Consider the following 14,054-nt stretch of genomic DNA (forward strand, 5'->3'; position numbering starts at 1 on the left):
CAACTTCCTTGAATAAAGCGGCTCAACACGCCCGATGCGCGAGGCCGAACGTGAACATCAGGGCCAGCACCAGCACCAGTCCCTTGACGAAATCCTGCGCGTAATACGGCGCGTTGAGCATGGTCAGGCCATTGAGCAGCGCCGCCACCAGCAGCGCCCCGACCAGAGTGCCAAAGGCATTGGGCTTCTTCGCACCGAGTACGGCAAAACCGATCAGCGCCGCGCCGAGAGCATCCAGCACCAGGCCATTGCCCGAACTGACGTCGCCACGCCCCAGCCGCGCTGCCAGCAACAATCCACCCAGCGATGCAAGCAGCGCCGAAAGCACGTAAGCCAACAACTTGAAGCGCTGCACCGGCGCACCGGCCAGTCGCGCCGCTTGCTCGTTGCCGCCGATGGCATAGAACAGCCGACCAATGCGCGTGCGTTCGAGAAACAGCCACACCGCCACCGCTACCACCGCCGTGATCAACACCGGAATCGGCACCACCTCCCACAACCGTCCGCGCCCCAGCGCAAGAAACGCGGCACTGAACGTACCTTCGGTTTCCTCACCGCTGGGCAAGGTCATGCCCACCGCAATCGAGCGTCCGCCCGTGGGAATAAGTTGCACGCCGATTACCAGAAACATGCTGCCCAGCGTCGCCAGAATGTCCGGCACCCGCAGTTTGACGATCAGCCAGCCGTTGAGCAGGCCAACCAGCGCCCCACCGGCCAGACTGATCAACACCGCCGGCACCGCGCCCCAGCCGAGCACGACCATCACGTAACTGGCGATCATCAGGCTCATCGCCGCCACCGCGCCAATCGACAGATCGAGGCCGCCGACTGCCATCGTCAGCGTCACACCCAGCGCCAGCAGCGCGACAATCGACACCGATTGCAGGATGCTGAACAGGTTGCCGACGCGCAGAAATGCCGGCTCGGCCACACTGAAAAACACCACGATCAGCGCCAGCAGCCACAACAGGCCATAGCGGATCAATACGTGTAGCAGACGTTCGGCGCGTGCCGGCTCGGTCGATAACAGTGAACTTGAATCAGGCACTCGCTCTGCTCCTTGGCGTGGCTTGAGGGGAATGTTCGGTGACGTCGCTGCCGGCCAGTGCAGCGACCAGATCAGCACGATTGAGGCCGGCGCGCGGGTACTCGGCAACCACGGCGTGATCGCGCACCAGCAGGATGCGGTCGGCAATTTCCAGGGCTTCATCGACATCGGCACAAATCACCAGCGTCGCCCGGCCCTTGGCGCTGTCGCGCAGCAGCTGGCCGATGTCGCGGCGGGCGCGCACGTCGACGCCTTGGAAGGGTTCATCAAGGATCAATACTCGCCCTTCGCCGAGCAGCCAGCGGCCGAGCACGACTTTCTGTTGATTGCCGCCCGACAGCGCAGTCATCGGCACATCGATACCGGCAGACTTGATCCCCAGCGCCGCCACTTGCACCTCGACCGCTGCGGCCTCGGCGCGGTTGCGGATAAAACCGCCACGTGTGAAGCGCTCCAGAAACGGCAAGGTCAACGTCCGGCGCAGGGAAAAATCCGCCACCAGCGACTGACTGGCGCGGTCTTCGGCAGCAAAGAACACCCCGCTTTGAATAGCTTGGCGCGGTGACTCTGCGTGCCACTCAGCACCCTCCAGTTGCACCTTGCCCGAGGACGCATGACGCAGGCCGAACAGCACCTCGGCGATTTCAGTTTTACCGGCGCCCAACAGCCCGGTCAGCACCACCACTTCGTTTTCGTGCAGGGTCAGATCGAACGCAGCGGATCGCGGCAGGACTTTCATTGCGCTGAGCTTCAACACCTCGCGCCCGGCTACGCGCGGCTGGTAAACATGCTCGGCTAAAGCCTGCCCGAGCATGGCACTCACCGCTTCGGGCAATTGCCGCGCGGTGAACTCGCCCGCGAACTGGCCATCGCGCAGAACGATGGCGCGATCCGCCACGCGTTGCAGGTCGGAGAGTCGATGGGAGATGTACAGAATTGCCACGCCGCGACTGCGCAAGGTGTCAATCAAACCAAACAAGCGCTGCGCCTCGGTGTCGGAGAGCGCGGCGGTCGGCTCATCGAGAATCAGCAGGCGCGGTTGCAAGGCCAACGCCCGGGCGAGCACCACCAATTGCCGTTCGGCCTGACCGAGATGCTCGATCGGCTGCTCCAGCGGCAAGGTCAAACCCAGCCCGGCGGCAATGCTTGCGGCGCGCTCCAGCAGGCGTTTGCGATTGAGCCAGAAGTCTGCGTCCGGCTTGCACAGTTCATCGAGCAGGAGGTTTTCCGCAACGTTCAAACCCGGGGCGATGCCTTCGTTGATCTGCTGGTGCACCGCGACAATGCCGAAGCGCCGCGCCGACAGCGGCGAGCTGAAATGCCGGGGGGCGCCTTCCAGCCAGATCTCGCCCGCGTCGGCAGTCTGGCTGCCCGCGAGGATCTTCACCAGGGTCGACTTGCCCGCGCCATTGGCACCGAGCAACGCCACCACTTCAGCGGGATAAATCTCCAGGCTGACCCGGTCCAGCGCCCGGCTCGCGCCAAATATTTTGCTTAACTCACGCACGCGAATCAGCGGCTCACGGGCCACAGCGACCGGCACACTCATACAATTCCTTAGCGGCGATGCGCCAGCGAACGAACCAATCGATCGCCCAGGCTTTGCACGCCCTGAACGAGGATCACCAACACCACCACCGTGGCAACCATCACTTCATTGTTGAACCGCTGATAGCCGTAACGGATCGCCAGATCACCGAGCCCGCCGCCACCGATGACCCCGGCCATCGAGGAAAACCCGATCAGCATCACCAGCGTCAAGGTGATCCCGGCCAGCAACGCCGGCAACGCTTCGGGCAACAGCACTTTGAAGATCACATGACCGATGTCGCCGCCCATGGCGAGGATCGCTTCAATGCGGCCCTTGTCGACTTCGTCCAGGGCGTTTTCAACGATGCGGGCGAAAAACGGAAATGCGCCGATGGTGATCGGTACCACGGCAGCGGTGCTGCCCAGCGTCGTGCCGACCACCAGCCGAGTCAGTGGGATCAGGGCGATCAGCATCACCACGAATGGCAGTGAACGGCCGAGGTTGACCACGCCACCCAGCACGGCATTCAAACGTGGCATCGGCAGCAGTCCGTCGCGGCGACTGATAAACAGCAACACGCCCAGCGGCAAACCGATCAGCAGCGTGAACAGCCCTGCGAGCAGAACCATGTACAAGGTTTCACCGGTGGCGTTGAACACCAGTTGCAGGATTTCATCCCAATTGACCGTGCGGTTCATGAGTGCGCCGCCCGTACGCCGTATTGCTTGAGAAAACTCAGGCCCGGCGCATCGTGACCCAGTGGCAAGCCGCAGGTCGGCCGCAGCGAAGCGCCGAGTTGCGATTGCGCATCGGCCAGCAGTCTTGGCACCGGCCCGGCTTCGACCAGACGCCCGTTGGCCATGAATGCGGCGTGGTCGCAGATCGACTTGACCACCTCCAGCTCATGGGTGATCAGCACGATGGTCACGCCCAGTTGCCGATTGATGTCGCGCAGCAATTGCAGGATTGATTCGGTGGTTTCCGGGTCGAGTGCACTGGTGGCTTCGTCCGAGAGCAGGTACGCCGGCTCTGCGGCCAGGGCACGGGCAATCCCGACGCGCTGTTTCTGGCCGCCGGACAATTGCGAGGGAAAGGCCTGCGCCTTGTCACTCAAACCGACCAGTTCGAGCAATTCGCGAACCCGCACGTGGCGCCAAGGTTTGCCGACATTGGCAATCTCCAGCGGCACCGCGATGTTGTCGAATACCGTGCGCGAATGCAGCAGGTTGAAGCCCTGAAAGATCATGCCGATGCGCTGGCGTTGTTTGCGCAAGTCGCTTTCGGACAGCGTCAGCAGATTTACACCGTCAATCAGGATCCGGCCGCTGTCCGGTCGTTCGAGCAGGTTGAGGCAGCGCAGCAGCGTCGACTTGCCCGCCCCGCTACGCCCGAGAATCCCGTAGACCGCGCCGTCGGGAATGCTCAGCGAGACCTGATCGAGTGCCGGTTGCGCGGCCGAAGGATACGTCTTGCTCAACTGCTCGACGGCGATCATGGCTTGCCGCCCGCCACTGGAATCACCGAACCGGCGAAGTTGTCGGTGATGTATTTGGCGACCTCGGGCGACGTCAGGTCCTTGGCCAGTTGCGCGATACGCGGGTCGTGTTCGAGCTTGGGCGTGGTCACCAGAATGTTGGCGTAAGGATTGTGCTCGGCTTTTTCCAGGCCCAAGGCATCCTTGGCCGGCACCAGGCCCGCGTCGAGCGCGTAGTTGCCGTTGATCACGGCCAGATCGACGTCGTCGAGCGAGCGCGGAATCTGCGGCGATTCGATTTCCAGGATCTTCAGCTGTTTCGGGTTCTCGGCGATGTCCTTGGGCGTTGCCTGATCAGCCGCCGGATCGTTGAAGCCGGGTTTGAGTTTGATCAGGCCGTTGTCCTGCAACAGGTACAGCGCGCGGCTCAGGTTGGTCACGTTATTGGGCACGGCGACGGTGCCTTTTACCGGTACATCAGCGAAGCTTTTATGGCGGTGCGAGTAGATGCCCAAGGGTTCGATATGCACCGTGGCGGCCACCGCGAGTTTCTCGCCTAGGGCCTTTTCCTGGGATTTCAGGTACGGCAAGTGCTGGAAGTAATTGGCGTCGACGTCCCCATGCACCAACAGTTCGTTGGAGTTCACGCCGTTGGGGATCTCGATGACTTTGAGATTCAGCTGCGGATCGATTTTCTGGATGTACGCCAGAATCTGCGCGTGGGGCACCGGGTCGGCGGCGACGCGCAACGGCTCCAGCGCCTGCGCACCGAACGACGTCACCAGCGCGCCGAGCACGGCCAGGGTCAAACCTGCTTTCTTGATCATGTGCGAAGTCCTTGAGCGAGTGATGAGTCAGGCGGATTGACGAACCGGCGGTGGCGGCAGCAGCGCATCGGCGTAGAAGCGCTGCGCGACGTCGGGATGCGAGCGCAAACGACCCTTGAGGTAGTTCCAGCCGACATCACGAAACAGCGGATTGAGCGGATCACTCGCCGGCCCGCGCGCCTCGCGCAACAGTGCGGTGGGCAGCGGATACAGCGGCACCACGGCGTCCAGTTGCGCGCCGAGGAAGAACGCAACGGAAAGGCGTTCACTGCCCTCCGGCGGCGATACGACCCGGTGCACCGTGGCCCGTAGATAACCGTTGCTGGCCAGTTCGAGCAGTTCACCGATGTTCACTACCAGGGTGTTCTCGCGCGGCAACGCATCGATCCAGCGGCCCTCTTCGATCTCGACCTGCAGACCGGCTTGTTGGTCTTGCAGCAGGAAGCTGAGGAAACCGGAATCCTTGTGCGCGCCGACGCCTTGATGGCTCGACTCGTTCGACTGGCCGGGATAGCGCATCAGCTTGATATGTTCGTTGGGTTTGTCGCCGTAGAGTTGATCGAAGGCATCGGCGCGCAGCGACAACGCCTGAGCGAAGGCGCGCAGCAGGCGCAACGACATCCGCGTCATCGCCTCTTGCCATTCGAGCAGCAACGGTTTCAGTTCCGGCAGTGCCGCCGGCCATTGGTTGGGACCTTGCAGCCGCGCCCAGAACGGGCTGTCCGCGTCTAATGGCAACGCCTCGCGTTCGGCACCCAGATCGAACTGCTCACGCAGATCGGGCTGGCCACGGGTGATCTCCGAGGCGGCACGGTTGTAGCCGCGAAAGTGCGGTGAGTTGATCATGCCGACGGCGGTTTTCTCGCTGTCGGGCAAGGCGAAAAACTGGCGGGCGTGGGCCTGCACCTGCTTGAGCAAGTCGCTGTCGATACCGTGGCCGGTCAGGTAAAAGAAGCCGACGTCACGGGCGGCGTGGCGCAGGTTTTCGAGAAATTCGTAGCGCTGTTGCGCTGTGCCTTCGAACTGCGACAGGTCCAGCGTGGGTAATGCGGTGATGTCGAGGGTATGCGGCATGATTCACTCCCGTGTGAATCAAACCTGAAAAACCTGTGATCGATTCAGCGTGTGCCGTCATGGCAATCGGGGGTCTATCGGTTTGATGCGTTTTGATTCGTCGTTGAGACAAAACTAAACGATCTTAAAAACGCTGAGCCAATATCTTTTTCGCATTACCTTAGGCCTGATTTCCCCTCACCCCAGCCCACTCCCAGAGGGAGAGGGAGCTGACCGAGGTGTCTATCGCGATACATCGACCTGAACGACCGAGTCGATTATGGATTCGGCACAAACTGTTCAGGTCGGCGTGATGCTAAACAACAACGCGGTCGGTCCCCTCTCCCTCTGGGAGAGGGCTAGGGTGAGGGGCACTGACGACTCGGTATCAAGCGTCCTGCAACGCACGTGGCCGTTGGCTGCGTTGTTCGGCACTGGCGTCCGGCGCCGGTTGCAGCTGGAAGTCGAACTTCAGCTCGGCATAACGCCCCGACGCTGCATCCTCACCAAAGACCACCTCCCCGACCAAGCCTTCACGGGTCGCGTAAGCAAAGTCATCCCACAGGTATTGATCACCCGACAGATTGATCTGCGTGGTCAGATGCCGATGCCCCGGCGCGCTGATAAAGAAATGCACATGGGCCGGGCGCTGGCCATGGCGGCCGAGCTGGTTCAGGCATTCCTGGGTCGGGCCTTGCGGGTCGCAGCCATAGCCGGACGGGACGATGCTGCGAGCGCGGTAACGGCCTTCGGCGTCGGTGATGATGCGTCGGCGCAGGTTGTACTCGGACTGGCTCGGGTCGAAAAACGAGTACGTGCCCTTGGTGTTGGCGTGCCACAGATCAACGGTGGCACCGGCCAGCGGCTGGCCGTGAAGATCGAACACCAGGCCCTCGAGGAGCATCACCGTGGCGATGCCCTCCTCGCTGCCGTCATCCATGCGGCACTCGCCTTCGCACAGCGGCGCACCAGCCACGTACAGCGGGCCTTCGATGGTGCGCGGCGTGCCGCCGGTCAAGCAGATCTGTGCGTCCTTGGCGTCCTGCAACAGGTCAAGGAAGTGCTCGATGCCAAGGCCGGCGACCAGCAGTCCGGCTTCCGAACGCGCGCCGAGTCGGTTGAGATAGTCGACCGCTTTCCAGAATTCGTCATCACTGATTTCGAGGTCTTCGATGATTTTCGCGCTGTCCTGCAAGATGCGCAGGACGATGGTTTTCAGCCGAGAGTTACCCTCGTCGTTGGCGAAACCGGCGGCTTCTTTGAAGAATTCCTGCAGCTCGGCAGTGTGGGCAATTTTCACGGTCATGGTGGTTACCTCATTTTGTTGTTTTTCGGCGCAGTTCTTGAGTTCCAATACCATCCCTTGTGGGAGTGAGCCTGCTCGCGATAGCGGTCTGTCAGTTGCCATCGATGCTGAATGACGCAGCGCTATCGCGAGCAGGCTCACTCCTACAGGGACCGGGTTGGGTCAGCGGTCGTCGCTGTGGATCGACGACGGATGCCGGCACAGGCCATCGACCTCGATGTCCATGTAAGGAAACAGCGGCAAGCGCATCAGCGTGTCGTGCAGGGCCTCAACGCTCGGCACATCGAAGACGCTGTAATTGGCGTAGTGCCCGGCGATGCGCCACAAGTGCCGCCAAACGCCTTCGCGTTGCAGCCGTTGCGCCAGCTCCTTCTCATCAGCCTTGAGTCGGGTGGCCAGTGACGGGTCCATATCGACGGGCAGTTTCACGGTCATTTTTACGTGGAACAACATGCTGGTTCTCCTGATTCAGTGGCGGCGAAAACGCGCCAGACGCTCTTCATCCAGCGTCAGGCCAAGGCCTGGAGTTCGCGGGATGTGCAGGTGGAAATCACGGTACTGCGGCGTTTCGGTGACGATGTCTTCGGTCAGCAGCAACGGGCCGAACAGTTCGGTGTCCCAGGTCAGTTGCCTGAGCGTGAGAAAGGCGTGCGCCGAGGCCAGCGTGCCGATGGAGCCTTCGAGCATGGTGCCGCCGTACAGCGCGATGCCGGCGGCCTCGGCGATCTGCGCAGTTCTGAGCACGGCACGCGGGCCGCCGTTCTTGGCGATTTTCAGGGCGAACACACTGGCGGCGCCGTCGGCGGCGAGGCTGAAAGCATCCTCGACGCTTTCGATCGATTCGTCGGCCATGATCGGCGCCGGGCTGCGCTGATTCAGGCGAATCTGTCCGGAGCGGTTGACCCGCGAGATCGGCTGCTCAATCAGGTCGATGCCGTTGTCACCCAGTACCTGACAGCCACGAATCGCTTGGGATTCATCCCAATACTGGTTGACGTCGACCCGCACGCTGGCGCACTCGCCCAAGGCTTTTTTTATCGCCACGACATGCTTGAGGTCCTGCTCCAGCGGGTTGGCGCCGATCTTCAATTTGAAGATGCGATGGCGACGTGCTTCGAGCATCTGCTCGGCTTCGGCGATGTCGCGGGCAGTGTCCCCGCTGGCCAGGGTCCAGGCCACTTCAAGGCTGTCGCGCACGCGTCCGCCAAGCAACTCGCTGACCGGCAAACCCAGACGCTTGCCCTGGGCATCAAGCAGTGCGCTTTCGATACCGGACTTGGCAAAGGTGTTGCCCTTGGCAATCTTGTCGAGCCGCAGCATCGCCGCGTTGATGTTGTTGGCCTCCATGCCCACCAGCGCCGGGGCCAGATGCGCATCGATGTTGGCTTTGATGCTTTCCGGGCTTTCATAACCGTAGGCAAGACCGCCGATGGTGGTGGCTTCACCAATGCCTTCGATGCCGTCGCTGCAACGTAGGCGCAGGACCACCAGGGTCTGCTTCTGCATCGTGTGCATCGCCAGTTTGTGCGGGCGGATGGTCGGCAGGTCGACGATGATCGTCGACAGGCTTTCAATCAGAATTCGCTGCATTTCAATGTCCCTTGAAGAGTGATCAACCGAGATCGCCGCCACCGACCGGCAAGGTCACGCCGGTGATGTACGAGGCGTCATCGGAAGCCAGAAAGAGGATCGCGCCGACCTGTTCGTCGAGGCTGCCGTAGCGTTTCATCAGACTGCTGTCGAGGGTTTGCGCGACGATCTCCTGATACCAGGCCTGCTCCTGCGCCGACGGTTCGCCGGCATTGCGCGGGATGCGCCGGGGCGGCGCTTCGGTGCCGCCCGGTGCGGTGGCATTGACGCGAATGCCGCGCTCGGCGTTCTCGAATGCCAGGCACGCAGTCAGGGCATTGATGCCGCCCTTGGCCGCGCCGTAGGGCACGCGATTGACGCTGCGGGTAGCAATCGAAGAGACGTTGACGATGGCGCCGCGACCTTGCTTGAGCATGTACGGCAGCGCGGCATGGCAGCACCACAGGGTCGGGAACAGCGAACGGCGCACTTCAGCCTCGATCTGTTCGACTTCGTAGTGCTCGAAGGGCTTGGCCCAGATCGTGCCGCCGACGTTATTGATCAGGATGTCGAGTCGGCCGAAGGTGTTGATGGCTTCGGCCATGACCCGCGCACAATCGGCGTATTGCTCAAGGTCGGCGGTCAACGCGAGAACACCCTCGCCTTGCAGCTCGTGAACCAGCTCGGAGCGGTCGACGGCAACCACTTGCGCGCCTTCGCGCAACAGGCGTTCGCACACACGGCGGCCGATACCCTGCGCCGCGCCAGTGACCAGCGCGACCTTGTTGGAGAATCTGTTGTTCATGACAACCTCGAAAGAAGGGTTTCAGGCAGCCGCTGCGGCAAATTTTTCGTAATAGAAATTCGCCGGGGTGATGCCCTGCTCGCGGATGTATTGGCTGACCGCTTCGACCATCGGCGGCGGGCCGCAGAGGTAGACGTCGACATCGCCTTCATTGAGGTGGCGCGGCTCGATGTGCTGGGTGACGTAGCCCTTGAGCGGGTGCGTACTCTGTGGGTTGGCCACACAGGCGCCGAAACTGAAGTTGGGAATGCGGGCGGCGAAGGCTTCGAGACGATCGAGTTCGACCAGATCGAAATCATTGGTCACGCCGTAGATCAAATGCACGGGATGATCGCTGCCCTGCTCGGCGATTTTCTCCAGCATCGCGGTGAACGGTGCCAGGCCCGTGCCGCCCGCGAGCAACAACAACGGCCGTTTGATTTCGCGCAGATAAAAACTACCCAACGGCCCGGCCAGGGTCATGCTGTCGCCGGCCTTGGCCAGCCCGGTGAGGAAACTGCTCATCAAGCCACCGGGCACGTTGCGGATCAGGAAGCTGACCTCGCCGTTCTTCTGCAACGAGCTGAAGGAATAGGCGCGGGTCTGCTCGCTGCCGGGCACTTGCAGGTTGACGTATTGCCCCGGTAGAAACGCCAGTTTGCTCAGTGCCTCGCCCTTGATTGACAGGGCAATGGTGCTCTCGGACAACTGCCGGACAGCGCTGATCGAGGCGTGGAAATTCGCCTGTTCGGTCTTGCACACCTGCGAGCCGGCCGGCACGCGGACGACGCAATCGCTGACGGCGCGCATCTGGCAGGTCAGCACATAACCCTGCGCGAGTTCATCGGCGCTCAAAGCGTCTTCGATGAAGTCGTCGCCCATCTCGTAACGCCCGGCCTCGGCGAAACATTTGCAGGTGCCGCAGGCGCCATCGCGGCAGTCCAGCGGGATGTTGATGCCTTGGCGATACGCCGCGTCGGCAACAGTTTCATGGCCGCTGGCTTCGATGAAACGGGTGACGCCGTCTTCAAAATTAAGCGCGATCTGGAAGTTCATGGTGCACCTCGCCGTGCCGACTAGATGTGATAGATGTCGATGACCTGACGGACGTAATCGTTTTTCAGCACGACTTTCTTGGCCTTGATCAGCGGCTGTTCGCCGCGCAGATCGAGGGTGTAGAAACTGCTGCCGAAGTAGCTGTCGGTGACCTGATAGCGAAAGCTCAGGGTGTGCCAGTTGAAACGAACCCGACATTGGTCTTCGCAGCGCTCGACGATCTCGATGTTGCTCAGGTTGTGCGAGGTGCGGGTGTCGGGAAGGGTCGCGCTGGAGCGTTCGGTCTTGATCCGGAAGATGCGGTCTTCGAGGCCGCCACGGTTGCCGTACCAGATCAGCGAGATTTCGCTTTGCGGGTCTTCGGTGAGGGTGTCGTTGTCGTCCCAGGCCGGCATCCAGAAAGTCGCGTCGGCGGCGTAGAGTTCCAGCCATTGATCCCACTGACCGTCATCGAGATAGCGCGCCTCGCGGTAGAGAAAGTCGCGCACGCTGTCGTAGAGGTTGCTCATCACACGGCCTCCACAGGAATCAGTTGTGGCTCGGCAGCTACGGCTTTGAGCATGGTTTCCTGCCAGTACTTGTGTTGCAGCACGAACAGGCCTTCGTCTTCGGTGCGCATGCCGGAGAGCAGTGGTTTGAGGTCGATTTCTTCGGCCGCGGCATCGGCGCCTTCGACCCAGTGGGTGGCGCCACGGGACATGTCGTTCCAGCCACGGCCGGCGCCGTAACCGGTCTGGCACGAGCGGAATTCTTCCAGGTCATCCGGCGTGGCCATGCCGCTGACGTTGAAGAAGTCTTCGTACTGACGAATGCGTTTGGCCCGGGCCTCGGAGCTCTCGCCTTTGGGGGCGATGCAGTAGATGGTGATTTCCGTCTTGTCGACCGAGATCGGCCGGGCGATGCGGATCTGTGAACTGAACTGATCCATCAGATACACGTTCGGGTACAGGCACAGGTTGCGCGAGTTTTCGATCATCCAGTCGGCACGGGCCTGACCGAAATCCCGGGCCAGTTCGTCGCGACGCTCGTAGGCGGGACGGTCTTCGGGGTTGGCCCAGCGAGTCCAAAGCAGTAGATGGCCATGATCGAACGAGTAGAAACCGCCACCCTTCTTCGCCCAACTGCCCGCGCTCATGGTCTTGATCGCTTCACCCGCTTCACGCTGTTGGCGCTGATTTTGAGTCGCTGCGTAATTCCAGTGCACCGAGCTGACGTGGTAGCCGTCGGCGCCGTTTTCAGCGGTGAGTTTCCAGTTACCTTCGTAGATGTAAGAGCTGGAACCGCGCAGCACTTCCAGACCTTCTGGGGACTGGTCGACGATCATGTCGATGATCTTGGCGGACTCGCCCAGATGTTCCGCGAGGGATTTCACCTCGGCATTCAGGCTGCCGAACAGAAAGCCGCGATAGGACTCGAAACGCGCAACTTTGGTCAGGTCATGGGAGCCTTCGCAGTTGAAGCCTTGCGGGTAACCGGCTTCGCTCGGGTCTTTGACCTTGAGCAGTTTGCCGCTGTTGTTGAACGTCCAGCCGTGAAACGGGCAGGTGTAGCTGGAACGGTTACCGGACTTGTGCCGGCACAACATGGCGCCGCGATGGCTGCAGGCATTGAGGAACGCGTTGAGCACACCGTCCTTGTTGCGCGCGATGAAGATCGGCTGACGGCCCATGGTGGTTGTCAGAAAATCGTTATTGTTGGGGAGCTGGCTTTCGTGGGCGAGGTAGATCCAGTTGCCTTCGAAGATGTGCGCCATCTCCAGTTCGAACAGACGCGGATCGGTGAACATCTCCCGCTTGCAGCGGTAGGCGCCCTTCTCCTTGTCTTCTTCAAGCATGGCATTGAGGTAGTCGATTCCCAGGGACATGGCCGGGGCCTCCATTGTTATTGTTCAGGCCAGGTCAGATTAGGGAGGCGATGCACGGGGCAATAGCCGAATCCTGCAGATCGCTATCCGTTTTGTGCAGGATGGCGCGGCAGGTGATTCGGCATGTTTCGCAGAGGGTTTAGCGCAGTGTTTTAGTGGCGGCGTTTGAAGGTTTGCGACGGCAGTTCGCCGAACTGTTGGCGATAACTTTCGGAGAAACGGCCCAGATGCAGGAAGCCGTAGTCCAGCGCCAGTTCGGTGAGGTTGCGTACCGGACAGCTTGGGTCGCTGAGGCAGGCGTGGACGCGCGCAAGTTTGCGCTGACGGATGTATTGCATCGGTGTGACGCCGAGTTGGCGTTCAAACAAGGTGTACAGCGAGCGAGGGCTGATGCTCGCCTGTGCAGCCAGGTGTTCGGCCGGCAAATCCAGTTTCAGATTGCGTTCGATGTAATCGACGATGCGTTCGAAGCTGACGTTCGGTGCGCTCAGGCACTCACGGCTGACGTTGGTGTTCATCAGCGAGATCAGTTTGCTGCCGATGATCTGTGCGTAATGCTCCTGCACCCGCAGCAACGGGTCGCTGGCCTCGGCTTCCTGACAGATCATCGCCAGCAGGTTGGTGAAGCCTTCCAGCTCATCGAGCCGATAGTGATTGCGCAGGAAACGGATACCGCTTGTCGGACGCTGCCAGCGCTGCTCGTCGCACACCGACTCGAGCAGACTGACCGGCACTTTGAGGATGAATTTCTCGCAGTCGTCGGAGTACGTCAGATCGACCGGATCATCTGGATTGATCAACAGCAACTCCCCGGGCACCAAATGCTGCTCGCGCTTGTGCCCGCGCCACAGGCAATTGCCGTGCAGCAGAACCTGCAAGTGGAAAACGGTCTCCAGCGCCACCGAGGTCACGCGCACACTGCCGCCATAGCTGATGCGGGCCAGATCGAGATTGGCGAGTTTGCGATGGTTGAGGCTGGCTTGCGGGTGGGTGGTCCTGGACAGGCCGATGAAGTGCTGGCCGACGTGCTGATTGACGTAGTCGGAGACGGCATAAGGGTCAGCGTGACGGAACACGCTGCTGCGATCGCTCAGCAGATGGCTGTCCATGGGGCGTTGCTCGTTGTTGTCGTTATTTTGGGATCACGGGGTTTCAGGCATCACGGTCCACAGTACGCCGGAGTGCCAGGGTGGGCAATTGGACGAAGGTTTGGGTGCTCGATAATCGAACGCTTTTTGCGGATTACAGAGTGGTTTGAACAACGCCTACACTTGCCGAAGAAATGCCCTACACGCCAAAAAACCCGATACAGAAAAATCCTACTTATGACAGTTTTATAAGACAAAAAAAGCCCGTTTCAGTCAAAACTGAAACGGGCTTCTCCCACCTCAACGGCCGTTACTTCAGGTCGTCAAAGTGGTCTCGCAGGAACTCGTAAAAGCGAAAGGCTTTAAACAATCTCCATACAAGGCTCAGCGTACGCAGCAAAAGCTTCATACGTTTTGGCCTCCAGGGCTGGGGGCCAAACCTCCAGCAGACTTA

General features: G+C 61.0%; 14 protein-coding genes. All 14 read right to left on the reverse strand.

Going from position 1 to position 14,054, the window contains the following annotated elements; translation table 11 throughout:
* Positions 1-22: 22 nt before the first annotated feature.
* A complete protein-coding gene (locus ACWR1S_RS06120; protein ID WP_454562828.1) occupies positions 23-1,048 on the reverse strand; it encodes an ABC transporter permease in 1,026 nt (341 codons plus the stop codon).
* Positions 1,041-2,597 (reverse strand): sugar ABC transporter ATP-binding protein, encoded by a 1,557-nt coding sequence (locus ACWR1S_RS06125; protein WP_454562829.1) that lies wholly within the window; start codon positions 2,595-2,597, stop codon positions 1,041-1,043. The genes ACWR1S_RS06120 and ACWR1S_RS06125 overlap by 8 nt, the downstream gene beginning before the upstream one ends.
* A gap of 8 nt (positions 2,598-2,605) precedes the next feature.
* Positions 2,606-3,277, reverse strand: coding sequence for a methionine ABC transporter permease (locus tag ACWR1S_RS06130; protein WP_007950374.1), 672 nt, complete (start codon positions 3,275-3,277; stop codon positions 2,606-2,608).
* Positions 3,274-4,074: a methionine ABC transporter ATP-binding protein gene (locus ACWR1S_RS06135; RefSeq protein ID WP_454562830.1), complete on the reverse strand. Its 801-nt coding sequence runs from the start codon at positions 4,072-4,074 to the stop codon at positions 3,274-3,276. Before ACWR1S_RS06135 ends, ACWR1S_RS06130 begins: the two co-directional genes overlap by 4 nt.
* A complete protein-coding gene (locus tag ACWR1S_RS06140) occupies positions 4,071-4,880 on the reverse strand; it encodes a MetQ/NlpA family ABC transporter substrate-binding protein (RefSeq protein ID WP_077572497.1) in 810 nt (269 codons plus the stop codon). The genes ACWR1S_RS06135 and ACWR1S_RS06140 overlap by 4 nt, the downstream gene beginning before the upstream one ends.
* A gap of 27 nt (positions 4,881-4,907) precedes the next feature.
* A complete protein-coding gene (locus ACWR1S_RS06145) occupies positions 4,908-5,954 on the reverse strand; it encodes an isopenicillin N synthase family dioxygenase (RefSeq protein ID WP_454562831.1) in 1,047 nt (348 codons plus the stop codon).
* 367 nt (positions 5,955-6,321) lie between these two features.
* Positions 6,322-7,239 (reverse strand): catechol 1,2-dioxygenase, encoded by a 918-nt coding sequence (catA, locus tag ACWR1S_RS06150; protein WP_454562832.1) that lies wholly within the window; start codon positions 7,237-7,239, stop codon positions 6,322-6,324.
* A gap of 162 nt (positions 7,240-7,401) precedes the next feature.
* Complete coding sequence (gene catC, locus ACWR1S_RS06155) at positions 7,402-7,692, reverse strand: muconolactone Delta-isomerase (RefSeq protein ID WP_105707701.1); 291 nt, start codon at positions 7,690-7,692, stop codon at positions 7,402-7,404.
* A gap of 15 nt (positions 7,693-7,707) precedes the next feature.
* On the reverse strand, positions 7,708-8,829 hold the full coding sequence (locus ACWR1S_RS06160) for a muconate cycloisomerase family protein (RefSeq protein ID WP_454562833.1): 1,122 nt from the start codon (positions 8,827-8,829) through the stop codon (positions 7,708-7,710).
* A gap of 22 nt (positions 8,830-8,851) precedes the next feature.
* A complete protein-coding gene (locus ACWR1S_RS06165; RefSeq protein ID WP_454562834.1) occupies positions 8,852-9,613 on the reverse strand; it encodes a 1,6-dihydroxycyclohexa-2,4-diene-1-carboxylate dehydrogenase in 762 nt (253 codons plus the stop codon).
* Between the two features lie 21 nt (positions 9,614-9,634).
* Positions 9,635-10,648, reverse strand: a complete 1,014-nt coding sequence (benC, locus tag ACWR1S_RS06170; RefSeq protein ID WP_454562835.1) for a benzoate 1,2-dioxygenase electron transfer component BenC — start codon at positions 10,646-10,648, stop codon at positions 9,635-9,637.
* Between the two features lie 20 nt (positions 10,649-10,668).
* Positions 10,669-11,157 carry a benzoate 1,2-dioxygenase small subunit gene (gene benB / locus ACWR1S_RS06175; RefSeq protein WP_454562836.1) on the reverse strand — a complete coding sequence of 163 codons (489 nt, stop codon included), beginning with the start codon at positions 11,155-11,157 and terminating at the stop codon, positions 10,669-10,671.
* Positions 11,157-12,512 (reverse strand): benzoate 1,2-dioxygenase large subunit, encoded by a 1,356-nt coding sequence (gene benA / locus ACWR1S_RS06180; RefSeq protein ID WP_454562837.1) that lies wholly within the window; start codon positions 12,510-12,512, stop codon positions 11,157-11,159. The genes benB and benA overlap by 1 nt, the downstream gene beginning before the upstream one ends.
* 152 nt (positions 12,513-12,664) lie before the next feature.
* Complete coding sequence (locus ACWR1S_RS06185; RefSeq protein ID WP_454562838.1) at positions 12,665-13,621, reverse strand: AraC family transcriptional regulator; 957 nt, start codon at positions 13,619-13,621, stop codon at positions 12,665-12,667.
* Positions 13,622-14,054: the final 433 nt, after the last annotated feature.

The sequence above is a fragment of the Pseudomonas sp. AIG genome (genome assembly GCF_977020205.1).